Here is a 25,249-nt window from a genome sequence, read left to right as displayed (position 1 = left end):
AATTTGTGCGCGTCGTTTCGCTAGGCTGCGCCGTTCATGCGCAAGGTGATGAGCCGGCAGGTCTCATCACGCTTGCCGCGCGGAGCCCATAAATTGCCAAATAATAGCGGTTTTGGCGGTCCTACCCTTGTGTTTTTGCGAGGGATCGGGTCAAGCTGCCACGAACTGGCGATCGCAAGCGATTTGCCGGACAGGCGTGCGGCGGTTTCGATCAGGCGCGCCTTTTTATCCTGAATCGCGATTTCGCCACATGTGTTACCCGGCGCAGCTAAGGTTCGCCGGCAGTTTGGAGAAGGTCTGTCCTATGCGTTTGAGCCGTTATTTCCTGCCTATTCTGCGTGAGACGCCGAAGGAAGCAGAAATTGTTTCCCATCGTCTGATGCTGCGCGCGGGCATGATCCGTCAGGAAGCGGCTGGAATCTATGCATTGCTGCCGCTTGGCCTGCGCGTGGTGAACAAGATCAATGCGATCATTCGCGAAGAGCAGAATCGCGCTGGCGCCATCGAGCTGCTGATGCCGACCGTCCAATCGGCCGATCTATGGCGCGAAAGCGGGCGCTATGACGACTACGGCAAGGAGATGTTGCGCATCAAGGATCGCCAGGAGCGGGAGATGCTCTATGGGCCGACCAATGAGGAGATGATCACCGAGATCTTCCGTGCCTATGTACGCAGCTACAAGGACTTGCCGCTCAACCTCTACCATATCCAGTGGAAGTTCCGGGACGAGATCCGCCCCCGCTTCGGCCTGATGCGCGGCCGGGAGTTCCTGATGAAGGACGCCTATTCCTTCGATCTCGACCAGGCCGGCGCGCAGCATTCCTACAACAAGATGTTCGTGGCCTATCTGCGCACCTTCGCGCGGCTTGGCCTGACGGCCATTCCGATGGTGGCCGATACCGGCCCGATCGGCGGCAATCTCAGCCATGAATTCATCATCCTGGCGTCGACGGGCGAGAGCGAAGTGTTCTGCCATCGCGACTATCTGTCGATGGCGCCGCCTTCGGCTGGCACGGATTTCGACGACAAGGCCGGGCTGCAAGCGGTCGTCGACCAGTGGACCTCGCTCTATGCGGCAACCGAGGAGAAGCACGACAAGGCGGCCTTCGACGCCCTGCCGGCCGACAAGCAGGTTTCGGCGCGCGGTATCGAGGTCGGGCATATCTTCTATTTCGGCACGAAATATTCCACGCCGATGAAGGCCCTCGTGGCCGGGCCGGACGGTTCCCTCATTCCCGTGCACGGCGGCTCCTACGGCATCGGTCCGACCCGTGTCGCCGGCGCGGCCATCGAGGCCAGCCATGACGAAGCCGGCATCATCTGGCCTGAAGCGATCGCGCCGTTCAAGGTCGGCCTGATCAACCTCAAGCCGGGCGACAGTGCGGTGGATGCGGCCTGCGGCGATCTCTATCTCCAGCTTGGCGCCAAGGGAATCGACGTGCTGCTCGACGACACCGATGAAAGGCCTGGCGGCAAATTCGCCAAGATGGATCTGATCGGCCTGCCCTGGCAGATCATCGTCGGTCCCAAGAGCTTGGCGGAGGGCAAGGTCGAAGTGAAGAACCGCCGCACCGGCGAACGCCAGTTGCTGACGCCATCGGATGCGCTCGTGCTGGTGGGGTGACTCGACTGGCCTGGCCCCACCTCGGCCGGGGAAGGGAATATCATCGATGCCGCGGGCTTGCGCTCGCGGCATTTTTGTAATTGATCAGGAATTTCTCGTATCTATTTGAATTATAGGGACTAATTAAAGAAGGCGCTGTGTCGCTTCGTCGAAGGTGCCTCGGTTGGAGCGTCAAAAAGCCGTGGCAAAGCTGGGCATCGCTGAATTTTTGCCGTGCAAACGCCGCGATTCTCGCGGAGTAAGGGGCCTCGCGCCCCACCTGGAATGCCATGAACGCGTCTGCTTCAGCCACGACATCGTCGGAACCGACCGGAACGCCGCCTTTCTCCGCCTTCGAGTGGATGGTGGCGTTGCGCTATCTGATGCCGCATCGCAAGGGCGGCGTGGCCTCGCTGATCGCCGTCCTGTCCTTTCTAAGCTTCCTCATTGGCGTCGCCGCCCTTATCATCGTGATGTCGGTGATGAACGGCTTTCGGGTGGAACTGCAGTCCAAGATCCTCGGCTTCAATGGCCATATCGTCGTCTCTCCCTATGAGACGCCCCTGACCGATTACGACGCGGTCACCAGTCGCATCGCCAAGGTGCCCGGCGTGACCCTGGCTGTCCCCTTCGTGGAAGGACAGGTGCTGGTGTCTTCGCCCTTCTCGGCGAGCGGAGCCTTGGTGCGCGGCATGAAGCTCGAGGATCTCAAGCGCCTGCCGGGGCTTGCCAACAACATCAAGGACGGCACGCTGGACAATTTCGACCAGGGGCAGGGCGTGGTGATCGGTGCCCGGCTTGCATCCTCGCTGGGCTTGCAGATCGGCGATGGCATCACCCTGATCTCGCCGAAGGGAGACCAGACCGCCTTCGGCACCACGCCGCGCATGAAAGTCTATCCGGTGGTCGCTACCTTCGAGGTCGGTATGTCCGATATCGACAGCGGCTTCGTGATCATGCCGCTGCAGGAATCGCAGGCCTATTTCAACCGTGACGGCGATGCGACGGCGATCGAGGTTTATATCGAGAACCCCGATCATGTGCAGTCGGAGAGCGAGGCGATCAAGGCGGGGGCCGGGCGGCCGGTCTCGATCGTCGATTGGCGCCAGCGCAATTCGGCTTTCTTCACGGCGCTCCAGGTCGAGCGCAACGTGATGTTCATGATCCTGCTGATCCTGGTGATCATGGCCGCACTGGGCGTGGTCTCGAGCATGGTGATGCTGGTGCAGTCCAAGCAGACCGACATCGCCATCATGCGCACCATGGGCGCGACACGCGGAGCGATGCTGCGCATCTTCTTCATCACCGGCATGGCGATCGGCCTGCTCGGCACCATATTCGGCCTGCTGCTCGGGCTGTTGGTGTGCCGCTATATCGAGAACATCCAGGAGTTCATTTCCTGGCTGTCCAATACGCAATTGTTCGCGTCCGAGATCTATTTCCTCTCGCGCCTGCCTGCCAAGACGGATCCGACGGAAGTGACAGTGGTGGTGGTGACCACCTTGATCCTGTGCTTCCTGGCCACGCTCTACCCCGCCTGGCGGGCGGCCAAGCTCGACCCGGTCGAAGCGTTGAGGGGAGGTTGAGCCATGAGCATGTCGGGTGAAGTTCCGGCCCTCGAACTGCGAGGGGTCGAACGCAGCTACCAGCAGGGCCCAACGGAACTGCGCATTCTGCGTGGCATAGACCTCGCAGTGATGCCGGGGCAGTCGGTGGCATTGATCGCGCCCTCAGGGGCGGGCAAGTCGACATTGCTCCATACAGCCGGCCTGCTCGAGCGGCCGGACGGCGGAGACGTGCTGATCTCCGGCTATTCGACCGCCGAGTTGAACGATGCGGGCCGCACCCGCCTGCGCCGCAATTCGATTGGCTTCGTCTACCAGTTCCATCATCTCCAGCCGGAGTTCTCGGCGCTGGAAAATGTGATCCTGCCGCAGATGATCCGCGGCCTGTCACGCCGCGAGGCGCGCCAGCGGGGCGAAGAACTGCTGACCTTCCTTGGCCTCGGCCAGCGCTTCGGCCATCGGCCGAACGAATTGTCGGGCGGCGAGCAACAGCGCGTCGCCATCGCCCGTGCGGTCGCCAATGCGCCACATCTTATCCTGGCCGATGAGCCGACCGGCAATCTCGACCCGGGCACCTCGGATCACGTTTTCGGGACGCTGACCGCGCTGGTGCGAGCGTCAGGCTTGGCGGCTCTGATCGCCACCCACAATCTCGATCTGGCGGCGCGCATGGATCGCCGCGTGACCCTGCGCGACGGTCACATCGTCGAGCTCGACTGACGATTGTGGCACCATGCCCCGGCGCCCGGGGGCTGCTTCATACTATGGTAAACGCCGCAGAGACCAAAGCCGGGCATGGCTTTGGTTTTCCCCAAGTCCTTGATCGATATGGGAAATGCAGACCCTCTGCTTTCCGGGCAGAGGTCGCCTGCGTCGTGCCGGCGGAACATAAGAGAGACATAAGATGGCGGTTCGGCGACGCTGCGCTTGACTCGGAACAAAACGTGAACAAGATGTCTCTATCGAAGAGAGGAGAACATCATGCTTACGCGTTTCGCCGAAGATTTCGCCGCCATCGCTTCGATGAGCCTGTTCCTGGTCATGCTCGCCATGTGGACGAGCTTCCTGAGCGGTGTTTAAGCCAGATTTGTCCACACTTGTCCACAGGCTCTCAACAAGGGGAGATGGCCGGGATGTGACGCTGGTGTGGCCATCGGCGGTCCGGGCGCAGAGTCAGCTTTGGCGGCCGGCCGGATTGCCATAGACCATGGAGAAGGGCAGGTGGCGAGTCGCGCCGCCCGCCAGCGCAGAGCGGAGGTGTCATGGCGGAGAGTAAGGTGAACGGTCCGGGCTTCGTGCATTTGAACGTCCGCTCGGCTTATTCCCTGCTCGAGGGGGCTATGAAGGTCCCCAAGCTCGCCGATCTCGCCAAGGCCGACGGCATGCCGGCCCTTGCGTTGACGGATACCAACAATCTGTTCGGGGCTCTGGAGTTTTCCGAAAAGCTCGCGGGCAGCGGCATCCAGCCTATCATGGGCATCTCGCTGGCGCTCAATTTTGCCGACCGCGAGGATGCTTCAGATCGCCGGCCCCTGCATCAGCGGCGTTTGCCGCGCATGATCCTGCTGGCCCAGAGCGAAGTGGGCTACCGCCATCTGATGGCCTTGTCCTCCCATTGCTACATGGACCCTGCCAGCGGCGAGGAGGCCCATGTCTCGATCGGGCGCCTGGCCGAGTTCCAGGAGGGGTTGATCGCGCTGACCGGCGGTCCCGCCGGTCCGTTGGACATGGCCTTGCGCGAGGGGCTCGACGACCTTGCGCGTACCCGGCTGCAGCGCTTGCAGGCGATGTTCGCCGATCGTCTCTATGTCGAGGTACAGCGCCACGACAGCGCAGAGGAGCAGCAGGTCGAAGCGCCGCTTCTGGAGCTTGCCTACGCCGCCGACGTGCCGCTGGTGGCGACCAATGAAGTCTATTTCGCCGCGCGTGCCGACAGCGAACCGCATGATGCGCTGCTCGCCATCGCCGAAGGCCGCATTCTCGCCGATACGGACCGGCGGCGAATGACGCCGAACCATTACTTCAAGAGCCGGGCGGAAATGATATCCTTGTTCAAGGATATTCCAGAAGCCATTGAGAATACAGTTGAGATCGCCAGACGCTGTGCCTTCCGCGTGCGCACGCGGAAGCCGATCTTGCCGCGCTTTTCCACGGGCCTCGACGAAACGGGCGCGCCCGTCGACGAGGCCGTCGAATTGCGCCGCCAAGCCGAAGAAGGCCTCAGGGCCAGGCTTGCCGCGCATGGGCCGGCTCCCGGCCATAGCGAAGACAGCTACGCCAAACGGCTCGAATTCGAGCTTTCGATCATCGAGCGCATGAAGTTCCCCGGCTACTTCCTGATCGTGTCGGACTTCATCAAGCACGCCAAGGCAAAGGGGATCCCGGTCGGGCCGGGGCGCGGATCCGGCGCGGGTTCGCTGGTGGCCTATGCCCTCACCATCACCGATCTCGATCCGCTGCGCTTCAGCCTGCTGTTCGAGCGCTTCCTCAATCCCGAACGTATCTCGATGCCGGACTTCGACATCGATTTCTGCCAGGAGCGGCGCGACGAGGTCATCCGCTATGTGCAGGAGAAATACGGCGAGGATCGCGTCGCCCAGATCATCACCTTCGGCTCCTTGCAGGCGCGCGGCGTGCTACGCGACGTCGGGCGCACGCTGGAGATGGGATATGGCCAGGTCGACAAGCTGTGCAAGCTGGTGCCGCAGAACCCGGCCAATCCGGTCACTCTGGCCAAGGCGATCGAGGATGAACCGAAGCTGCGCGAATCGGCCAAGGACGATCCGACCGTCGAGCGTTTGCTCAGCATTGCCCAGAAGCTGGAAGGGCTCTATCGCCACGCCTCGACCCACGCCGCCGGCGTGGTGATCGGGGATCGTCCGCTGGTGGAGCTGGTGCCGCTCTATCACGATCCCAAGACCTCGATGCCGATGCCGGCGACCCAGTTCAACATGAAATGGGTAGAGCAGGCGGGGCTGGTGAAGTTCGACTTCCTCGGTCTCAAGACACTCACCGTGCTTGAGCGCGCTTTGATGTTCCTCAAGCAGCGCGGCATCACGCTCGATCTTGCCGCCCTGCCGCTCGACGACAAGAAGAGCTATGAGATGCTCGGCCGTGGCGAGACGGTTGGTGTGTTCCAGGTGGAAAGTGCGGGCATGCGCAAGGCGTTGCTCGACATGAACGCCGACCGTTTCGAGGACATCATCGCGCTGGTGGCGCTTTACCGCCCGGGCCCGATGGCCAACATCCCCGTCTACAACGCGCGCAAGAAGGGGCTGGAAGAGCCGGACTACATGCTCGACCAGCTCAAGCCGGCCCTGGAAGAGACCTATGGCGTCATCATCTACCAGGAACAGGTGATGCAGATCGCACAGATCCTCTCCGGCTATACGCTGGGCGAGGCCGATATGCTGCGCCGCGCCATGGGCAAGAAGATCAAGGCGGAGATGGACGCCCAACGCGTGCGTTTCGTGGAGGGAGCCGTCGAGCGGGGCATTCAGAAGGCCAAGGCCGACGAGATTTTCGATTACCTAGCCAAATTCGCCGATTACGGCTTCAACAAGAGCCATGCGGCCGCCTACGCGCTGGTTTCCTACCAGACCGCCTATCTCAAGGCCAATTATCCGGTCGAGTTCATGGCGGCCTCGATGTCGCTGGATATGTCGAACACCGACAAGCTCGCCGAATTCCGTCTGGAGGCGCGGCGGCTCGGCATCAAGGTCGAGCCTCCCTCCATCAACCGTTCGGGACCGGACTTCGAGGTCCATGACGGCGCGATCCGCTATGCGCTCGGCGCGGTCAAGGGCGTCGGTCTGGCGGCGATGGAGCGCCTGATCGAGATCCGCGGAGACCAGCCCTTCTTCGATCTCGGCGATTTCGCCCGGCGCATCGATCCCAAGGCCATCAACAAGCGCATTCTCGAAAACCTGGCGGCGGCTGGGGCCTTCGACGAATTCGACCGTGACCGGGCACGCGTCACCGCCTCCATCGATGCCATCATGGCGCAGGCGCAGCGCTCCCACGCCGAAAAGAGCGACGGACAGGCCGATATGTTCGGTTCCGCGTCGACCCCGGAACCGCTCAAGGGGACGGTCGTCGAGCCCTGGGAACCCGCCGACCGTCTGCAGCGCGAATTCGACGCGATCGGTTTTTTCCTTTCGGGCCATCCTCTGGATGCCTATGCCACCGCCCTAGAGCGCCTGCAGGTGCCTTCCTGGGCGCAGTTCACCCAGAAGGTGAAGCAGGGAGCCACGGCGGGGCGCCTGGCGGCGACGGTGCTGTCACGCTCCGAGCGCAAGACCCGAACCGGTTCCAAGATGGGCGTGATCATGCTTTCCGATGCCTCGGGGCAGTTCGAGGCCGTGCTGTTCTCGGAAGGCCTGGCGCAATATCGTGACCTGCTCGAGCCGGGCACGGCCGTGCTGCTCGGCGTGCAGGCGGCTCATGAAGGCGACGATGTCCGCATCCGTATCGTGACGGCGGAAAAACTCGATAACGCCACCGCCAAGACCCAACGCGGCATCAAGGTCTTCCTGCAAGGCGAGCAGGCGCTCGAATCCGTCGCCAAGCGGCTGGGCCAGCGCGGAGAGGGAGAGGTCTTCCTGATTCTGCAGCTTGAAGGCGGCATGCGTGAGGTCGAGTTGAAACTGCCCGGCAAGTTCCTGGTGACGCCACAGATTGCCGGCGCGATCAAGGCGATTCCGGGCGTGGCGACCGTTACGCAGATGTAGGCCGCGTGGAGGGCCGGTCTCCGGATCGACCTCCTGGAAGCGTCACGCTCACCGCGGAAGAAGGGAGCCGAGCCGGAGACCGATCCTCCATTTCGAATTCTTCCCGCCTCGGGGCTTGCCTAATCGCCCGCGCCCCCTTATAGAGCGCGCCATTCCACACGCGGACGAAGCGGCCCTGCCGCTCCGGTGCCGTGTTTTGTTTTGTCCGCAATGGCGCGGCAAGGCAGGCACGGTAGATGTCCGCGGAGGCCTTATCAAACCGGAGTTACAACTCTATGGCACTGCCAGATTTTTCCATGCGCCAGCTGCTCGAGGCTGGAGCCCATTTCGGCCATCAGTCGCACCGCTGGAACCCCAAGATGGGGCCTTATCTCTTCGGCGTGCGTAACGGCATCCACATCATCGACCTCGCCCAGACGGTTCCCGCTCTCCATCGCGCCCTGCAGGCGGTGTCGGACACGGTTGCCCGTGGCGGCCGCGTGCTGTTCGTCGGCACCAAGCGCCAGGCCCAGGACGCGGTTGCCGATGCGGCCCGCCGTTCGGCCCAGTACTATGTCAATTCGCGTTGGCTCGGCGGCACGCTGACCAACTGGAAGACCATCTCCAACTCGATCCAGCGCCTGCGCAAGCTCGACGAGCTGCTTTCCGGTGGCGCCCAGCAGGGCTACACCAAGAAGGAGCGTCTCGACCTTACCCGCGAGCGCGACAAGCTCGAGCGCGCCCTCGGCGGTATCAAGGATATGGGCGGCACCCCCGACCTGATCTTCATCATCGATACCAACAAGGAAGACATCGCGATCAAGGAAGCCCGCCGGCTCAACATCCCGGTGGCCGCCGTTCTCGATTCGAATTCCGATCCGGATGGCATCACCTTCCCGATTCCGGCCAATGACGATGCCGGCCGCGCCCTGTCGCTCTATTGCGATCTGGTTGCCCGCGCCGCTCTTGACGGTATCTCCCGCGCACATGGCGAGCTGGGTATCGACATCGGTGCCGAGGAGGCTCCGCTGGTCGAAGAACTGCCGGCTTCGGAAGAGGCTGCTTCGGGCGAGTTCTTCGAGCTCCTGGCTGCTCCGCGCGGCGCTCCCGACGACCTGACCAAGCTGACCGGCGTCGGCCCGCAGCTCGAGAAGAAGCTCAACGAGGGTGGCATCTGGCATTATTGGCAGGTTGCTGCCATGACCCCGGAAGACGTTGCCAAGGTCGATGCCGAGCTCAAGCTCAACGGCCGTATCGATCGCGACGGCTGGGTGGAACTGGCCCGCAATCTGGTTGCCGGCGCCTGATACATCCAAGGCCTGCAATTTCGTTGCAGGCTCCCTATCTATCCCTGAATACGGCCCGGTAGCTTGCCTTCCAATTGTGATGTTGGAGTGGTAAGCGCCGGGCCGCTTCCCATCACCGGACCTGTTCCGGTTTCCCAAAGAGGTATCCTGCGATGTCGAACATTACCGCCGCCATGGTGAAAGAGCTGCGCGAACAGACCGGCGCGGGCATGATGGATTGCAAGGCAGCGCTCACCGAGACCGCCGGCGATCTGGAAGCCGCTGTTGACTGGCTGCGCAAGAAGGGCCTATCAAAGGCCGCCAAGAAGGCCGGTCGTGTCGCCGCCGAAGGGCTCGTCGCCCTGCTGGTCGAAGGCAACAAGGGCGTCGCCGTCGAGGTCAATTCCGAGACGGACTTCGTGGCCCGCAACCCCGAGTTCCAGGATCTGGTCTCCGGCATTGCCGAAGTCGCCCTGAACACCGGCGAGGATGTCGAGGCCCTGAAGGCGGCTGCCTTCCCGGGTGGCGGCACGGTCGAGGAGAAGATCTCCGCGACGGTCGCCAAGATCGGCGAAAACATGTCGCTGCGCCGCGCCAAGATCGTCTCGGTCGGGCAGGGCGCACTGGCGACCTATGTTCACAACCCGGTCGTCGCCAACAAGGGCCGCATCGGCGTGATCGTTGCGCTCGAATCCGCCGGCAATGCCGAGAAGCTGGCTGAGCTCGGTCGTCAGATCGCCATGCATGTCGCTTCCTCGAATCCCGTTGCCGTCGATGCCGCCGGTGTCGATGCCGCGACCGTCGAGCGTGAGAAGACCATTCTCGCCGAGAAATATCGCGAGCAGGGCAAGCCGGAAGCTGCGATCGCCAAGATCGTCGAGAGCGGCATCAAGACCTACTTCAAGGAAGTGACCCTGCTGGAGCAGCCCTTCATCTTCGATCCCTCCAAGTCGGTCGGCCAGGCCATCAAGGAGAGCGAAGGGGCGGCTGGCGGCCCGATCAAGGTGGCTGGCTTCATCCGCTACGCTCTGGGCGAGGGCATCGAGAAGCAGGAAAGCGACTTTGCGGCCGAGGTTGCCGCTCAGGCGGGCCACGCCGCCTGAGGCTCCTGTTCCAGGAGTTGCCGCTGGCCGTATTTCGGCCATGTGGATGATCGAGATCGACAACAGGCGGCTTAGGGCCGCCTGTTGTATAAGTGGCCAGCGAATCGGAGAGCAATCATGGCGGTACTTCCCTATAAACGCGTCCTGGTGAAGCTTTCCGGCGAGGCCCTGATGGGAGGCGAGGCCTTCGGCATCGACCGGGCCACGGTGCGCCGCATCGCCGAGGATGTCATCGAGGCGGTCAAGCTTGGCGTGGAAGTCGCCGTGGTGGTGGGCGGCGGCAACATCTTCCGCGGCTCCCAGATCGCAGGCATGGGCTTGTCGCGGCCCGCGGCGGACTCGATGGGCATGCTCGCCACCGCGATGAACGTCATCGCGCTCGAAGCCCAGCTCGCCTCGCTCGGCCAGTCCGCCCGCGCCATGTCGGGCGTCGCCATGCCCTCGGTGGTCGAGACCTATACGCGCCAGCAGGCGATGGAGCACCTCGCCAAGGATCGCGTCGTGCTGCTGGCTGGCGGCACCGGCAATCCCTTCTTCACCACCGATACCGGCGGCGCCTTGCGTGCAGCAGAACTGGAATGCAATGTCCTGATGAAGGGCACGCAGGTCGATGGCATCTATTCCGCCGATCCCAAGAAAGACCCGGCTGCGACCCGCTATGATCACATCACCCATGACGAGGTCATCCGCAAGGACCTCAAGATCATGGATACGGCGGCGTTTGCGCTTGCCCGCGAGGCACGCTTGCCGATAATTGTTTTTTCGATTCAACAACCCGGATCCCTGGCGGCCGTGCTGCGCGGGGAAGGACGTTGCACCCTGGTCACTCCATAGGACGTTTTTTGATCCAACTGGATCGGAAAACGTTCTGGTTCTTTGTTTTGAAGCGTTTTCTAGAAACGCTTTCGCCGTTTCCAGTACAGAAATTCGAGGGCAGGAACATGACTGCGTCATTCGATATCGCCGAGGTCAAGCGCCGCATGGAAGGCGCCCTGAACGCGCTGAAACACGAACTGGGCGGGTTGCGTACCGGCCGGGCCTCTTCTTCGCTGCTCGAACCTGTGCATGTCGATGCCTATGGCGCCAGTATGCAGCTGTCCCAGGTCGCCACCATTTCGGTTCCGGAGCCGCGCCTGATCAGCGTGCAGGTCTGGGATCGCGGTATGGTCGGCGCCGTAGAGAAGGCGATCATGAACTCCAATCTCGGTCTCAATCCCCAGACCGAAGGACAGGTGATCCGGCTGCGTATTCCCGAGATGACGCAGGATCGCCGCAAGGAACTGGTCAAGGTCGCGCATAAATACGCAGAATCGGCGCGCGTGGCGGTGCGGCATGTCCGTCGAGACGGCCTGGATATCCTGAAAAAGACGGAAAAGGACGGCGCGATCGGCGAGGACGAAGAAAAGCGTCTGGCCGACCAGGTGCAGAAGGCGACCGATGCGATGATCGCCGAAATCGATAAGACGCTCGCCTCCAAGGAGAAGGAAATCATGCAGGTGTGACGGAAGAGGGCTGCAGATTATCCGCAAGGACTATTCTACTTCCCCAATTCGATACCAATTATCCACTGTCTATCCGATGATCGTTCGATAGAATTCGTGCCAGCCGGTTCGGCGGAGAAGCTTCGAGGCACCAATGTTTGGCAGGGACGAAATCGACGATGCAACCGTGGCGGCCCCGCCGGCTCATGTCGCCATTATCATGGATGGCAATGGTCGCTGGGCTTCCAAGCGCCTGATGCCCCGTTTCGAAGGGCATCGCCGGGGCGTCGAAGCACTCAGGCGGACCGTCCGCGCCGCCGCGGAACTGGGCATACGCTATCTCACGCTCTATTCCTTCTCCTCAGAGAACTGGTCGAGGCCCCGCACCGAAGTCGACTATCTCATGGGATTGGTGAAGCGCTTCGTGCGCAACGACTTGGCGGACCTGCATGCCAACAATGTGCGGGTGCGCATCATCGGCGAGCGGGAAGGGCTCGACGCCGAGCTTGCCGAACTCCTGAGTGAGGTCGAGAATCTCACCGCGGCCAATACCGGGCTGACACTCGTGGTGGCGTTCAATTATGGCGCTCGGCAGGAGATCGTCGCCGCGGCTCGTCGCCTCGCCCAGAAGGTTGCCGAAGGGACGCTCAAGCCGCAGGACATCACGGCCGAAGCCGTCGCCGCCAATCTTCACACGCATGATATTCCGGACCCGGATCTGGTAATCCGGACCTCGGGCGAACAGAGACTTTCCAATTTCCTGCTTTGGCAGGCGGCCTATGCCGAGTTCGTCTTCATTCCCTTGCTCTGGCCGGATTTCGATCGGCGTGCCCTGGAGACCGCGCTGGCCGAATATCACGCACGTGATCGTCGTTTCGGTGGGCTCGGCGAGACCGATCCGCCCCGTCAGGCCAATTCCGGGTAGGACCGTGTTGTCGGCGTGCATGTGGGGGATGATGTGAGAGCAGTTTTGTGCCGAGGACCGGCCAGCCGGTTGCGGGGGGCGGGATCATCCGCCCACGGTCTCTGACATGGCGGATGCGTCCAGGGCCAATTGGTCCGATCTTTCCATCCGCATCGCTTCGGCCCTGGTGATGGCCGGGCTGGCGCTGGCCACGGCCTGGTGGGGCGGTCCCCTTTTCGCATTGTTCTGGTTTCTCGCCGCCGCCGCCGTTTTGTGCGAATGGCTGTTCCTGATCGCCGCCGGCCGACGCGACGGGCCGGCCGCCGCGCTTGGGGTCTGCCTGCTTGCGGTATCGACCCTGCTCGTCCTGAGCGGGCAGGGGAGCGCTGCCTTGCTGACAGTTGTCGGCGGGACGGCGGCGATGGGTTGCCTGGCCCGGGTTCGCGGGATGCCGCAGCCCTTGCTGGCCGCGGCCGCTCTACCCTATGCGGCTTGCGTGGTCCTGCCGGTTATCGCACTTAGATTGGACGAGCCTCATGGCATGCGCGCCATTTTCGTGCTGTTCGCCATTGTCTGGGGCTCGGATGTAATGGCCTATTTTACCGGCCGCACTCTGGGAGGGCCCAAGCTCTGGCCGAGGGTCAGCCCGAAGAAGACCTGGTCGGGTTTCATCGGCGGCACACTGTTCGCCGCTCTGGCTGCTGGCGTGGTTGGCGGTTCCTTCCTGTTGGTTCCCGTAGGCGCGGCACTGGCGGCGATCTCCCAAGGCGGTGATCTCCTTGAATCCGCCTTGAAGCGTCGTTTTGATGCCAAGGATGCGAGCCATCTGATCCCGGGTCATGGCGGCGTCATGGACAGGCTCGACGGCTTCCTGGCGGCGGCATTGGCCGCCTTGCTGATCGGGCTCGTGCATGCCGGCCTGCATCCGGCCCAGGGCTTCATAGTGTGGTAGTGCCACAGGCAGGGCCGGCCTGGCCTGGCTTTCCGGTGCGTGAGGGGAACGGATGATGGGTCTTCTGGATAGTTTCGGTCTCGGTGCGCTCGGCTTCGTGCCGTTCATCGTGATCATCTCCATCCTGATCTTCTTTCACGAGCTTGGGCATTTTCTGGTCGGGCGCTGGTGCGGCGTGAAGGTCGTGACCTTCTCGATCGGTTTCGGGCCGGAATTGTTCGGCTATGACGACCGGCACGGGACCCATTGGCGCATCGCGGCAATTCCCCTCGGCGGCTATGTGCGCTTCTTCGGCGACGCCAATGCCGCTTCTCTGCCCGACGAGGAGCGCAACCAGCTGATGACGCCGGAGGAGCGGGCGGTCAGCCTGTTTCACAAACCGGTCTGGCAGCGCATCGCCATCGTCGCGGCCGGTCCTTTGGCCAATTTCATCCTGGCAGCTTTCGTCTTCGCGGCCGCATTCTCGATTTATGGTTACCCGAATTCTGACGCCATTATCGGGCCGATCAAGGCTGACGGACCGGCAGCGAAAGCCGGCCTGCGCAAGGGTGACCGGATCGTCGAGGTCAACGGCACCAAGGTCACCCTGTTCGACCAGCTCCCCGATCTGATTTCGGCCGAGCCGGGACGCCCCGTGAAGCTTACCATCCAGCGGGGGCAGGAGAGTTTCGACGTCAGCGTCACGCCGGAAACGCGGACGTTCTCCACGCCGGATGGCAAGACCGTTTCGCGAGCGATCATCGGTATCGGCCCTGGCGGCATGTCGCGCCTGGATCCTGTCTCTGCCCTGTGGCAGGGCACCAAGGAAACCGGCCAAGGTATTGGTGCATCAGCGAAATTTATCTACGATCTTTTTGCCGGGCGCGGCGATCCCAAGCAGGTGACCGGCATTGTCGGCATTGCGGTAGCTTCCAAGACGATCACTGAAACCATCGGGTTTGCCGGCCTGATCCTGCTGACGGCGGGACTGTCGATTTCCGTCGGCTTCATCAATCTGTTGCCGATACCGGTTCTAGATGGCGGTCATCTAGTCTTCTACGCCATCGAGGCGATCCGGGGCAGGCCGGTAGGAGCGCGCGCGCAGGAGTTGTCCTTCGGCATCGGGCTCATGTTGATAATTACAATCACCGTTTTGGTGTTGGGCCATGATCTGTCACAGCAATTGTCGGGTGGCTGAGGGGCGTGGCGGATTCGCAACGGTCTCCCAAAAAAGGACGGGTGGCGGCCGGGGGTCGGTTTGCATGTGTCCGGAAACCCTGTAGAAGCATTTCCAATGAGCGCAATGCGGGCTGGTGAGGTTTGGCGTTGAACTCGACTTGGTTTGGTAAAAAGAGTGGGATTTAGACCCGATGGCAACAGCAATGTACAAGTTGAAGCTGGGCGTTGCCCTCGCGGCCGTCGCGGTTCCGTCGTTGTTCGGGGCCTTCGTGGCATCTCCTTTGGTGGGCACGGCTGAAGCCGCTCCGAGGAAGCATGTCGCGTCGCGCTCGGCGCCGATCGTCAACCGCATCGTGTTCGAGAAGAATAAGAAAGTCACGGCGGATCAGCTGTCTTCGATCATGGAGACCAAGCCCGGCAGCCCGGTGAACCAGGCCACCCTCAACGCCGATATCGATCGCATGCGCGAGGCCTATAACCGGACCGGCCGCTCGACGGTGCAGATCACCTACCGTGAAGTCCCCCTGCCGAACAATCGTGTCGACCTCGTTTTCACCGTGGCTGAAGGCTCGAAGGTCGGTATCGAGTCGATCAACTTCGTCGGCAACAACAATTTCTCAGCCTGGCGCCTGAAGCGGCAGATGGCCACTGTCGAGAGCGGCTATCTGGGCTGGCTGCGCACCACGGATACCTATGATCCGGATCGCCTCGCCGGCGATGAGGAGCGCCTGCGCCAGTTCTACGTCAACCATGGCTATCCCGATTTCCGCGTCGTCTCGATCGTGCCATCGCTGAACGAGAAGCAGGATGCCTATGTCCTGACTGTCACGGTCGACGAGGGCCAGTACTACAAATTCGGGCCCTCGCAGGTCGAATCCAGCATTTCCGACGTTAATCCCGCCGATCTCGAGGGTGATGTCCAATCCTGGAACAACTGGACCTATCGCGGCGAGGACGTCGACAAGACCGTCGAGGACATGACGGTCAAGCTGGCCGCTTCCGGCCATCCCTTTGCCCAGGTCCGTCCTCGCGCGGTGCGCGATGCCGGCGGCAACGTCATCAGCGTCAACTATGTCGTGGAAGAGGGCGCGAAGGTCTATATCGAGCGCATCAACATCCGCGGCAACACCCGCACGCGTGACTATGTGATCCGCCGCGAATTCGATATCGGCGAAGGCGACCCCTACAACAAGGCCCTGATCGAGCGTGCGACCCGTCGCCTGCGCAACCTGGGCTACTTCAAGAACATCCGCGTCACCAACGAGCCGGGCTCGGAGCCCGATCGCGTGATCGTCAACGTCGATGTCGAAGACCAGTCCACCGGCGAATTCTCGCTGGGCGGCGGCTATTCCACCTCGGACGGCTTCCTCGGCGAAGTTTCGCTCACCGAGCGCAACTTCCTCGGCCGTGGCCAGTATGTGAAGGCCTCGGTGCAGTATGGCCAGCGCACGCAGGGCTACAGCCTGTCCTTCACTGAGCCCTATTTCCTCGGGCAGCGCATCGCTGCAGGCTTCGACATCTTCTCCAAGACCACCGATGACAGCGACTACAGCTACTACAAGGACCAGACCACCGGCGGTACGCTGCGCGCTGCCTTCCCGATCACCGAGAACTTCACGGTTGGTGTGAACTACACGATCTATTCGGAGAAGGTGACGATTCCGGATACTCGTTACACGAATGATAAATTCGATGATGGCGAAGCTTCCGTGGCGATCAAGGAATTGGCTCGTGAAGGACGTCGCCTGGTCTCAATGGCCGGCTATACGCTGACTTACAATACGCTCGATGATCTTAAGCAGCCCAGTTCTGGCATATATGTCCAGTTCAAGCAGGATGTCGCCGGCCTTGGTGGGGATGCCAAGTTTATCAAGCAGTCGATCGATGGTCGCTACTACTACTCGTTGACTGACGACCTCACTTTGATGGTCCGCGGCCAAGGCGGCTATATGCACGGCTTCGGCAAGGACAAACTGGCGATCGTCGATCAATATAGCCCCGGACCCGATCTGGTACGCGGCTTTGCCCCGGGCGGTATTGGTCCGCGTGATATCGCTGGCGGCTCGAAGGGCAACGGGCTGGGCGGCACCACCTATTTCGGCGGTACGGTGGAACTGCAGTTCCCGATCTTCGGACTGCCGCGTGAAGTGGGCCTGCGTGGCGCTGTCTTTGCGGATGCCGGAACGGTATTCGGCTATGGCGGTAAGAAGTACGCGAAATACGGAAACCCAGACGATCCGACGCAGGTGACTTTCAATCTCGTCGACGAACACAAGATCCGTTCTTCCGTCGGCGCCAGCTTGCTGTGGGCCTCCCCGCTCGGCCCGTTGCGCTTCGACTATGCCTATGTCCTGACCAAGGCGAAGCATGACGATACGCAGGCCTTCCGCTTCGGTACGATCGTCAACTATTGATGATCTGACCTGACGTTTTGGCCGGCCGGTCCCTTGGGGCCGGCCGGTTTTTTGTTCACAGGGGCGGCACTTGTCGGATGCCGCAACGAACGGAAATATTCGGTGTTTTGCATCGCGCCCCCTTCATCGTGTATGGGCTGGCGGATGAATGTCCAGGCCGGTAACGCTTTTGCAAAGGGACTGGTTTATTCATGATGGCAAAGATCACCGGTTTCGGAGCAGCCACTCGAAACCGGATTTGGAGGGGCTGACCGTAGCGTGGACTTGATGACGGATCCGGTATTCTTTCACGCGCGCAACCGCCTCACCGTTGCCGATATCGTCGAACTCACCGGAGCCGAGCCGGTGCCCGGCCTGTCGCTGGACCTGTCGGTCGAACGCGTGGCGCCGCTCGATCATGCCGGGGAAGGCGATCTGAGCTTCCTTGAGAATCCGCATTATCTGCCGATGCTGGAAACATCCAAGGCAGCGGTCATCCTGATCTCGCCTAAATTCGTCGATCGCGCTCCGAAGAATGCGCCCCTGCTGGTGGCCCGCGAGCCCTATCGCGCCTTTGCCCAGATCGGCATGGCCCTGTTCCCGGATGCGGCGCGCCCGCAATCCTTCTTCGGGGCCAAGGGTATTTCGCCGGGGGCCGTCGTGCATCCCGAGGCGAGACTGGAGATCGGTGTGACAGTCGATCCTGGGGCCGTCATCGGACCGCGAGCGGAAATCGGGGCCGGCACCATCGTCGGCGCCAATGCTGTGATCGGCCCGGATGTCCGGATCGGGCGCGACTGCTCGATCAGCCCCAATGCGGTGATCCAGCACTCCCTGATCGGCAATCGCGTCATCATCCATGCCGGGGCTTGCCTTGGCCAGGACGGCTTCGGCTTTTCGATGGGGCCGCGCGGCCATCTCAAGGTGCCGCAGGTTGGCCGTGTCGTGGTGCAGGACGATGTCGAAATCGGCGCCTGCACAACCATCGACCGTGGCGCCAACCGCGATACCATCATCGGCGAGGGTACCAAGATCGACAATCAGGTGCAGATCGCCCACAACGTCATGGTCGGCCGGCACTGCGTGCTGGTGTCCAAGGTCGGAATCTCCGGCTCGACGGTCCTGGAGGATTTCGTGGTGATGGGCGGCGCCTCCGCGACGGTCGGGCATATCCGTATCGGCATGGGTGCCCAGATCGCCGGCGCCGCCAACGTCAAGGATGATGTGCCTCCAGGCGCGCGCATGGGCGGCACCCCCGCCCAGCCTCTGGGAGATTATGCCCGCGAGCTGGCCTTGCTCAAGAAGCTGGTCAAATCGTCGCGGGTTCGGTCGGGGCAGGGAACGGATGGGGGATCCACCGCCTGAGGCGCCTTGCCATTTCACGGAAGCCGGGGGAAGACCAACCCTTTGGATTGGCCCCGGAAGGAGGCGTGGGGGGCAAAAAAGCGGTGAAACGCGTTTTGCTCTTGATTTCTGGGGGACAGACGCGTTTTCCAAACCGGTCGGGTCGGAAAACGCTTTTGAAGGCGATATCGAGTTTGGCTTTAGCGCCTGGCCGAAGGCCGGGCCGGTTCAGGAAATGAGACATATATGAGTGAAGCAACCCCTGGAACGCTGGAAACTGCAGATATCGGCAAGCTCTTGACGCTGCTGCCGCATCGCTATCCCTTCCTGCTCGTGGACCGCATCGTCGAGATCGACGGCGACAATTCCGCCGTCGGCATCAAGAACGTCACCTTCAACGAGCCGCATTTCACTGGCCACTTCCCCGAGCAGCCTGTGATGCCGGGCGTGCTGGTGATCGAAGCGATGGCCCAGACGGCCGGTGCAATCTGCGTGCTCAGCACGGAAGGCAAGGCCAGGCCCAAGGTCGTTTATTTCATGACCATCGACGAATGCCGTTTCCGCAAGCCGGTCACGCCGGGCGATCAGATGCGTCTGCACCTGACCAAGCTGAAGAACCGCCGCAACATGTGGTGGTACAAGGGGGAAGCCAAGGTCGACGGCGTCACGGTTGCCGAGGCCGTGGTTTCCGCCATGCTGGTTACTGAATAATGGCGGGGGGGGCTCAACAGACCATTCATCCCACCGCCATCGTCGAGGCGGGGGCGAAGCTTGGCGAGGGCGTCAGCATTGGCCCGTTCTGCGTCGTCGGGCCGGAGGTGGCATTGGCTGACGGTGTCACCTTGCATTCGCATGTCGTCGTCGCCGGGCGTACCAGCATCGGTGCGCGCACCAAGGTGTTTCCCTTCGCCTCGCTGGGGCATCAGCCTCAGGATCTCAAATATGCCGGCGAACCCTCGGATCTCACCATCGGCAGTGATTGCCTGATCCGTGAAGGGGTGACGATGAATCCCGGCACCAGCGGCGGCGGCATGCATACCGTGGTCGGCGACCGCTGCGCCTTTCTGGCCAATTCCCATGTCGGGCATGATTGCAGGCTCGGCAACAACATCATTCTCTCCAATGGCGTCCTGCTGGCCGGCCATGTCTCGGTCGGCGACTATGCCATTCTGGGGGGCGCCGCGGCGGTGATCCAGTTCGCGCGCGTCGGCGCACACGCTTTCGTCGGCGGCCTGTCCGGCGTCGAGAACGATCTGATCCCCTTCGGCATGGCCCTGGGTGATCGGGCCAGCTTGGCCGGTCTCAACATCATCGGCCTGAAACGCCGCGGCTTTGGCCGGGAGCAGATCCATGCCCTGCGTCATGCCTATCGCATGCTGTTTTCCTCCGGCGGGACGCTGAAGGAGCGGGTGGAGAAAGTCGCCGAGGCTTTCGCCGATCAGACGGCGGTGATGGAGATTGTCGATTTCGTGCGCGCCGGCGGTGGCGAGCGTGCCCTGGTGACGCCGCGTGATGCGTCGGCGCGTGATCTCGCAGGCAGCGAGGCGTGAGCGCGCCGCCTGCTGCCGGAACGGTGATGGCCAGGCCCGCTTTGGCGATCATTGCCGGGGCAGGGCGTTTGCCGGCTGAGATTGCGGCAGAGGCGGCGGGGCGGGGGGAAGCGGTCGCGATCCTACCCCTGAAGGGCTTTGCCGACGCCGATTTTGCCAGCTACGCCCAATATCCCGTCAGCCTGATCGATCCGAAGGGGGTTCTGCAGGAATTATCGCGGGCCGGTGCAGACCGGGTGATTCTGGCCGGCGCCGTGCATCGGCCGGGGCTCGGCATGGTGCGCTCCGGCATCCAGGCCGTTCGGCACCTCGAAGAAATCCGCAACGTGCTCGAAGGCGGGGACGACAATCTCCTGCGGGGCGTGATCGCGTTCCTGGAGAAGCACGGCTATGCGGTCGTCGGCGTTCGTGACGTGGCGCCGTCATTGATGGCGCCTGTGGGAACGCTCGGCCATTTATCGCCCAGTCCGGCCGAACTCGAAGGGATCGCGATCGGACGGCGTGCTCTTGCCGCCATGGGGGCGGACGACATCGGCCAAGGGGTGATCGTCGCACAAAAGCGTGTGCTGGCCGTCGAAGCCGCCGAAGGCACGGATAACATGATAAGGCGCGTTGCCCTGTTGCGCCGGCCTGGCCTGTTCGGCCGCCTGCTGCGCCATGGCCGCCCGCCCGTGGCCGAGCAGGATGGCGGGGTGCTGGTGAAGGCGGCCAAGCCGGAACAGGATTTCAGGGCCGACCTGCCGGGAATCGGACCGCGCACGGTACGCCTTGCCAGGAAAGCCGGCCTTGCAGGCATCGCCATCGAGGCGGGCAATGTTCTCGTGCTGGAGCGGGATGCCACCATCGCGGCGGCCGACGCGGCCAACCTGTTCCTTGTCGGGGTATGATGATGACGGATCGGCCTTTGAAGATCGCCATCGTCGTCGGCGAACATTCCGGTGACCAGCTCGGCTTCAAGCTGATGCAGGCCTTGCGGGCGCAGGCCGGTAGGCCCGTGGTGTTCAAGGGCACGGCCGGCCCCGCCATGACGCGGGAGGGTATGGCAAGCCTGTTTCCTCTCGACGACATTGCGGTGATGGGTTTTGCTGCGGTGATCGGACGTTTTCCCACGATCTACCGGCGAGCCTGGCAGGTGATCGACGCCATCGTCGCCGACCCGCCCGATGGCATGGTGATCATCGACAGCCCGGATTTCACCCACGCCGTCGCCAAGCGCGTGCGCCGGCGTCTGCCGCACCTGCCGATCGTCAACTATGTTTCGCCCAGCGTCTGGGCCTGGCGCCCGGGCCGGGCCGTGTCGATGCGGGCCTATGTCGACCATGTGCTCGCTTTGTTGCCCTTCGAGCCCGAAGCCTATCGCCGGTTGAATGGTCCGCCTTGCTCCTATGTCGGCCACCCCTTGATGGAGCGCCTCGATGAGTTGCGGCCCAACGCCGAGGAGGAGGCGATCCGGCAGGGGGCACGGCCGTTGCTGTTGGTGCTCCCCGGCAGCCGTTCGAGCGAAGTGGGGCTGCTCACCGAAGATTTCGGCCGGACGATCGAGCTGTTGTCGGCCAGGAGCGGGCCTTTCGATGCGGTGTTGCCAACGGTACCGCGCCATGCCGAACGCCTGCGGCAGGTGACGGCCAGCTGGGCTACGAAGCCGCGCATCATCACCGATGCGGATGAGAAATATGCGGCCTTCCGCCGGGCGCGGGCTGCGCTGGCGGCATCGGGTACGGTGACGCTCGAACTGGCCCTGGCGCAGGTGCCGATGATCGGCACCTACCGCTTTCCCGCCTGGGAGGCCTTCCTGGCCCGGCGTCTGGTGAAGGGGCGCTTCTTCCTGCTGCCCAATCTGATTCTCGATCGACCGGCCGTGCCCGAACTCTTTCAGGAAGAGGTCGTGCCGGATCGCCTGGCCGGTCTGATGGCGGGATTGCTTGGGGATACGGACGAACGGCGCGCCCAGATGCAGGCCTTCAGCGAGATCGATCAGCGCATGCAGGTCGTGGGAGAGACACCCTCGCAACGAGCAGCCCGCATCGTGCTGGAGACCATTGCCGCCAAGGCGAGGTGAGAGGGGCGGGCGCGTCGGCTGGAAGCGCAGCGACTGCAATGAGAAGGGCGGATCCGAGGATCCGCCCTTTGCTATTCAGCGGCGCTGGGCCGGCGAAACATAATCGCGGCGGGCTGCGCCGGTGTAGAGCTGGCGCGGGCGGCCGATCTTCTGGGAAGGATCCTCGATCATCTCCTTCCACTGAGCGATCCAGCCAACCGTACGGGCGAGCGCGAACAGCACGGTGAACATCGAGGTCGGGAAGCCCATCGCCTTGAGCGTGATGCCCGAATAGAAATCGATGTTCGGATAGAGCTTCTTCTCGATGAAGTACTCGTCGTGCAGGGCGATGCGCTCGAGCTCCAGCGCTACCTCGAGCAGCGGGTCGTCCTTGTGGCCGAGCTCGTTGAGCACTTCATGCGTCGTGCGCTGCATGATCTTGGCGCGCGGATCGTAGTTCTTGTAGACGCGGTGGCCGAAGCCCATCAGGCGGAACGGATCGTTCTTGTCCTTGGCCTTGGCGATGTATTGCGGGATGCGGTCGACGGTGCCGATTTCCTGCAGCATCTTGAGCGCAGCCTCGTTCGCGCCGCCATGCGCGGGTCCCCACAAGCAGGCGATGCCGGCCGCGATGCAGGCGAAGGGATTGGCGCCCGAGGAGCCGGCGAGACGGACTGTCGAGGTCGAGGCGTTCTGCTCGTGATCGGCGTGCAGGATGAAGATGCGATCGAGAGCGCGTGCCAGGATCGGGTTGGGCTTGTAGTCCTCGCAGGGAACCGAAAAGCACATGCGCAGGAAGTTGGACGGATAGTCCAGATTGTTCTGCGGATACACGAAGGGCTGGCCGATGGTGTATTTGTAGGCCATCGCAGCCAGGGTCGGCATCTTGGCGATCAGCCGCATCGACGAGATCATGCGCTGATGCGGGTCGGAGATGTCGGTGGAGTCGTGATAGAAGGCCGAGAGGGCACCGACCGAGGCGACCATCACCGCCATCGGATGAGCGTCACGCCGGAAGCCCTGGAAGAAGCGGGCCATCTGCTCATGCACCATGGTGTGGCGCGTGACGCGGTAGTCGAAGTCCGCCTTCTGAGCGGCCGTCGGCAACTCGCCATAGAGCAGCAGATAGCAGGTCTCGAGGAAGTCGCCATGCTCGGCGAGTTGCTCGATCGGGTAGCCGCGATAAAGCAGCACGCCCTCATCGCCATCGATATAGGTGATCTGAGATTCACAGCTCGCCGTCGAGGTGAAGCCCGGATCGTAGGTAAACATGCCCGTATGCTTATAAAGGGGCGCAATATCAACAACCGTCGGACCAACGGAGCCGCTCTTGGTTGGCAATTCGATTGCCTTGTCACCAATAGTCAGAGTCGCCGTGTTACCGCTCATGCAATCCTCCTTGTACGGAAATACGCGGTCACGCCCTGGCCAGAAAGGAGCCCCCCGGCTCAAGTAAGGCCTACGTATCGCCGATCCGTCGCTGTTGGGTAGACCATTTGCTGCAATGCCGCAAGAATGACGAAGAGGCGAACCGACGGTTCGGCCTTGGGCTCAATCCCCCGGTCGCGGGCTTCCGGTGATCGGGCTACCTGGACGCGAAAGCTTTTCAAAACTTTCGCGTCAAAGCTGCGAAAACGACACCTATTGCGCGAAATCCGCCGGATAGGCAACGTTGATCATGCGGCGCTTGGTCTCAGCCAGCCTGGTCCCTGAGGCGGGCCAAGCTCTCCTCCCGGCCGAGAACGGCCAGCACGTCGAAGACGGGCGGGGAGGTCGTACGGCCGGTGAGGGCGGCGCGCAGCGGCTGGGCGAGTGAGCCGAGCTTGGCGCCGGTTTCCTCGGCTGCCGCCCGTACCGTAGCCTCGGTTGCCGTGGCATTCCACTCGCTCAGGGCCTCGAAACGCGGCACCAGCATGGCGATGGTCGCCCGCGCTTCCTCGCTGAGCATGGCCTTGGCCTTGTCGTCCAAAGGCAGAGGCCGCGCGACGAATAGGAAATTGGCGCCGTCCAGCAATTCCACCAGCGTCTTGGCCCGCTCCTTGAGGCCAGGCATGGCGGCGAGCAACTGGGAACGCTTGGCGCCATTGTCGGCAGCAAGCTGGGCAGCGAGCCCCGGGCCATCCGGGATATGTGGCAGCAACTGGTCGATGGCGGCGAGCAATTCCTCGTCCGTCGAGTTGCGCATATAGAGACCGTTGAGATTTTCGAGCTTCTTGAAATCGAAGCGTGCGGCCGATTTGCCGATCGCGCCCGTATCGAAATGCTCGATCATCTCCTTGGTGGTGAACACTTCCTGGTCGCCGTGGCTCCAGGACAGGCGCACCAGATAGTTGCGCATGGCCGCCGGCAGATAACCCATGGCGCGATAGGCATCGACGCCGAGGGCGCCATGGCGCTTGGAGAGCTTGGCGCCGTCGGGGCCGTGGATCAGCGGGATATGCGCCATGTGCGGCACCTCCCACCCCATGGCTTCATAGATCTGCTTCTGGCGGGCGGCATTGGTGAGATGATCGTCGCCGCGAATGATGTGAGTGATGCCCATGTCATGGTCGTCGACCACCACGGCGAGCATGTAGGTCGGCGTACCGTCCGAGCGCAGCAGCACCAAGTCGTCGAGATCCTTGTTGGCCCAGCGCACGGTGCCCTGTACGTCGTCGTGGATAACGGTCTCGCCTTCGGTCGGCGCACGAAGGCGGATGACCGGCTTGACGTCCTTGGGGGCCGTCGCAGGGTCGCGGTCGCGCCAGCGACCGTCATAGCGTGGCGGCCGCCCTTCCTTGCGGGCGAGCTCGCGCATCTCCTCGAGCTCCTGCTGCGTGGCGTAGCAATAATAGGCCTTGCCCTGGGCGAGCATGGATTCGGCGACCTCGCGGTGGCGGGCCGCGCGGGCGAACTGGAAGATCGGGTCTCCATCCCAGTCGAGGCCAAGCCAGGCAAGCCCGTCCAGAATGGCGGCGATGGCGGCATCGGTCGAGCGCTCTCGATCGGTGTCCTCGATACGCAGCAGCATCTTGCCGCCCTTGGCCCTGGCATAGAGCCAATTGAACAGCGCCGTGCGGCCGCCGCCGATATGGAGGAAGCCCGTGGGGGAGGGAGCAAAGCGGGTAACGACAGGAGTGGACATCGAAGTTGGCAATTCCAAAAGGCTGGGAGAGCGAAGCCA

At 62.7% G+C, this 25,249-nt stretch carries 19 protein-coding genes; 17 read left to right on the top strand and 2 right to left on the bottom strand.

Features of this window, described 5'->3' with window-relative positions:
• Positions 1–304 precede the first annotated feature (304 nt).
• The 17 genes from proS to lpxB all read left to right on the top strand — a co-directional run bounded on the left by proS (position 305) and on the right by lpxB (position 22,107).
• Positions 305–1,624, top strand: coding sequence for a proline--tRNA ligase (gene proS, locus C5L14_RS24485; protein ID WP_105864680.1), 1,320 nt, complete (start codon positions 305–307; stop codon positions 1,622–1,624).
• A gap of 269 nt (positions 1,625–1,893) precedes the next feature.
• On the top strand, positions 1,894–3,189 hold the full coding sequence (locus tag C5L14_RS24480) for a lipoprotein-releasing ABC transporter permease subunit (protein ID WP_105864679.1): 1,296 nt from the start codon (positions 1,894–1,896) through the stop codon (positions 3,187–3,189).
• 3 nt (positions 3,190–3,192) lie between these two features.
• Positions 3,193–3,888: an ABC transporter ATP-binding protein gene (locus tag C5L14_RS24475; protein ID WP_105864678.1), complete on the top strand. Its 696-nt coding sequence runs from the start codon at positions 3,193–3,195 to the stop codon at positions 3,886–3,888.
• A 542-nt stretch (positions 3,889–4,430) separates the two neighbouring features.
• Entirely contained in the window at positions 4,431–7,898 is a 3,468-nt protein-coding gene (dnaE, locus tag C5L14_RS24470) for a DNA polymerase III subunit alpha (RefSeq protein ID WP_105864677.1), read from the top strand.
• A 275-nt stretch (positions 7,899–8,173) separates the two neighbouring features.
• On the top strand, positions 8,174–9,184 hold the full coding sequence (locus C5L14_RS24465) for a 30S ribosomal protein S2 (protein ID WP_105864676.1): 1,011 nt from the start codon (positions 8,174–8,176) through the stop codon (positions 9,182–9,184).
• Between the two features lie 152 nt (positions 9,185–9,336).
• Positions 9,337–10,266, top strand: a complete 930-nt coding sequence (gene tsf / locus C5L14_RS24460; protein WP_105864675.1) for a translation elongation factor Ts — start codon at positions 9,337–9,339, stop codon at positions 10,264–10,266.
• A gap of 117 nt (positions 10,267–10,383) precedes the next feature.
• On the top strand, positions 10,384–11,100 hold the full coding sequence (gene pyrH, locus C5L14_RS24455; RefSeq protein ID WP_105864674.1) for a UMP kinase: 717 nt from the start codon (positions 10,384–10,386) through the stop codon (positions 11,098–11,100).
• 107 nt (positions 11,101–11,207) lie between these two features.
• The gene (frr, locus tag C5L14_RS24450) at positions 11,208–11,768 is read left to right on the top strand and encodes a ribosome recycling factor (RefSeq protein WP_105864673.1); all 561 of its coding nucleotides are present in this window, start codon (positions 11,208–11,210) and stop codon (positions 11,766–11,768) included.
• Between the two features lie 133 nt (positions 11,769–11,901).
• Positions 11,902–12,672 carry an isoprenyl transferase gene (locus C5L14_RS24445; RefSeq protein ID WP_105864672.1) on the top strand — a complete coding sequence of 257 codons (771 nt, stop codon included), beginning with the start codon at positions 11,902–11,904 and terminating at the stop codon, positions 12,670–12,672.
• Positions 12,673–12,778: 106 nt separating this feature from the next.
• The gene (locus C5L14_RS24440) at positions 12,779–13,603 is read left to right on the top strand and encodes a phosphatidate cytidylyltransferase (protein WP_105864671.1); all 825 of its coding nucleotides are present in this window, start codon (positions 12,779–12,781) and stop codon (positions 13,601–13,603) included.
• A gap of 52 nt (positions 13,604–13,655) precedes the next feature.
• Positions 13,656–14,780: a M50 family metallopeptidase gene (locus tag C5L14_RS24435; protein WP_105864670.1), complete on the top strand. Its 1,125-nt coding sequence runs from the start codon at positions 13,656–13,658 to the stop codon at positions 14,778–14,780.
• 172 nt (positions 14,781–14,952) lie between these two features.
• On the top strand, positions 14,953–17,175 hold the full coding sequence (gene bamA / locus C5L14_RS24430) for an outer membrane protein assembly factor BamA (RefSeq protein ID WP_105864669.1): 2,223 nt from the start codon (positions 14,953–14,955) through the stop codon (positions 17,173–17,175).
• Positions 17,176–17,442: 267 nt separating this feature from the next.
• Positions 17,443–18,519 carry a UDP-3-O-(3-hydroxymyristoyl)glucosamine N-acyltransferase gene (lpxD, locus tag C5L14_RS24425; protein WP_105864668.1) on the top strand — a complete coding sequence of 359 codons (1,077 nt, stop codon included), beginning with the start codon at positions 17,443–17,445 and terminating at the stop codon, positions 18,517–18,519.
• 225 nt (positions 18,520–18,744) lie between these two features.
• A complete protein-coding gene (gene fabZ / locus C5L14_RS24420; protein ID WP_105864667.1) occupies positions 18,745–19,209 on the top strand; it encodes a 3-hydroxyacyl-ACP dehydratase FabZ in 465 nt (154 codons plus the stop codon).
• Positions 19,209–20,048, top strand: a complete 840-nt coding sequence (gene lpxA, locus C5L14_RS24415) for an acyl-ACP--UDP-N-acetylglucosamine O-acyltransferase (RefSeq protein WP_181161314.1) — start codon at positions 19,209–19,211, stop codon at positions 20,046–20,048. Before fabZ ends, lpxA begins: the two co-directional genes overlap by 1 nt.
• Positions 20,045–20,935 (top strand): LpxI family protein, encoded by an 891-nt coding sequence (locus tag C5L14_RS24410; RefSeq protein WP_146127015.1) that lies wholly within the window; start codon positions 20,045–20,047, stop codon positions 20,933–20,935. Before lpxA ends, C5L14_RS24410 begins: the two co-directional genes overlap by 4 nt.
• Positions 20,935–22,107 (top strand): lipid-A-disaccharide synthase, encoded by a 1,173-nt coding sequence (gene lpxB, locus C5L14_RS24405; protein WP_428832654.1) that lies wholly within the window; start codon positions 20,935–20,937, stop codon positions 22,105–22,107. The genes C5L14_RS24410 and lpxB overlap by 1 nt, the downstream gene beginning before the upstream one ends.
• A 75-nt stretch (positions 22,108–22,182) precedes the next feature.
• On the opposite strand, the gene gltA is transcribed toward lpxB, so the two are convergent.
• Positions 22,183–23,475 carry a citrate synthase gene (gltA, locus tag C5L14_RS24400; protein WP_105864663.1) on the bottom strand — a complete coding sequence of 431 codons (1,293 nt, stop codon included), beginning with the start codon at positions 23,473–23,475 and terminating at the stop codon, positions 22,183–22,185.
• A gap of 304 nt (positions 23,476–23,779) precedes the next feature.
• Entirely contained in the window at positions 23,780–25,210 is a 1,431-nt protein-coding gene (gene gltX, locus C5L14_RS24395; RefSeq protein ID WP_105864662.1) for a glutamate--tRNA ligase, read from the bottom strand.
• Positions 25,211–25,249 lie beyond the last annotated feature (39 nt).

It is taken from the genome of Labrys okinawensis (genome assembly GCF_002982075.1).
GTDB classification, from domain to species: Bacteria; Pseudomonadota; Alphaproteobacteria; order Rhizobiales; family Labraceae; genus Labrys; species Labrys okinawensis_A.
The sequence above is the reverse complement of the archived record's forward strand: the minus strand, read 5'-3'. Positions and strand labels throughout refer to the sequence as shown.

Bases quoted from the DNA above. Each gene is read 5' to 3' on its own strand.
- frr (WP_105864673.1), top strand. From the start codon at position 11,208: ATGACTGCGTCATTCGATATCGCCGAGGTCAAGCGCCGCATGGAAGGC.
- proS (WP_105864680.1), top strand. From the start codon at position 305: ATGCGTTTGAGCCGTTATTTCCTGCCTATTCTGCGTGAGACGCCGAAG.
- gltA (WP_105864663.1), bottom strand. From the start codon at position 23,475: ATGAGCGGTAACACGGCGACTCTGACTATTGGTGACAAGGCAATCGAA.
- lpxD (WP_105864668.1), top strand. From the start codon at position 17,443: ATGACGGATCCGGTATTCTTTCACGCGCGCAACCGCCTCACCGTTGCC.
- gltX (WP_105864662.1), bottom strand. From the start codon at position 25,210: ATGTCCACTCCTGTCGTTACCCGCTTTGCTCCCTCCCCCACGGGCTTC.
- C5L14_RS24445 (WP_105864672.1), top strand. From the start codon at position 11,902: ATGTTTGGCAGGGACGAAATCGACGATGCAACCGTGGCGGCCCCGCCG.
- tsf (WP_105864675.1), top strand. From the start codon at position 9,337: ATGTCGAACATTACCGCCGCCATGGTGAAAGAGCTGCGCGAACAGACC.
- pyrH (WP_105864674.1), top strand. From the start codon at position 10,384: ATGGCGGTACTTCCCTATAAACGCGTCCTGGTGAAGCTTTCCGGCGAG.
- lpxB (WP_428832654.1), top strand. From the start codon at position 20,935: ATGATGACGGATCGGCCTTTGAAGATCGCCATCGTCGTCGGCGAACAT.
- C5L14_RS24435 (WP_105864670.1), top strand. From the start codon at position 13,656: ATGATGGGTCTTCTGGATAGTTTCGGTCTCGGTGCGCTCGGCTTCGTG.
- fabZ (WP_105864667.1), top strand. From the start codon at position 18,745: ATGAGTGAAGCAACCCCTGGAACGCTGGAAACTGCAGATATCGGCAAG.
- lpxA (WP_181161314.1), top strand. From the start codon at position 19,209: ATGGCGGGGGGGGCTCAACAGACCATTCATCCCACCGCCATCGTCGAG.
- bamA (WP_105864669.1), top strand. From the start codon at position 14,953: ATGGCAACAGCAATGTACAAGTTGAAGCTGGGCGTTGCCCTCGCGGCC.
- dnaE (WP_105864677.1), top strand. From the start codon at position 4,431: ATGGCGGAGAGTAAGGTGAACGGTCCGGGCTTCGTGCATTTGAACGTC.
- C5L14_RS24440 (WP_105864671.1), top strand. From the start codon at position 12,779: ATGGCGGATGCGTCCAGGGCCAATTGGTCCGATCTTTCCATCCGCATC.
- C5L14_RS24480 (WP_105864679.1), top strand. From the start codon at position 1,894: ATGAACGCGTCTGCTTCAGCCACGACATCGTCGGAACCGACCGGAACG.
- C5L14_RS24475 (WP_105864678.1), top strand. From the start codon at position 3,193: ATGAGCATGTCGGGTGAAGTTCCGGCCCTCGAACTGCGAGGGGTCGAA.
- C5L14_RS24465 (WP_105864676.1), top strand. From the start codon at position 8,174: ATGGCACTGCCAGATTTTTCCATGCGCCAGCTGCTCGAGGCTGGAGCC.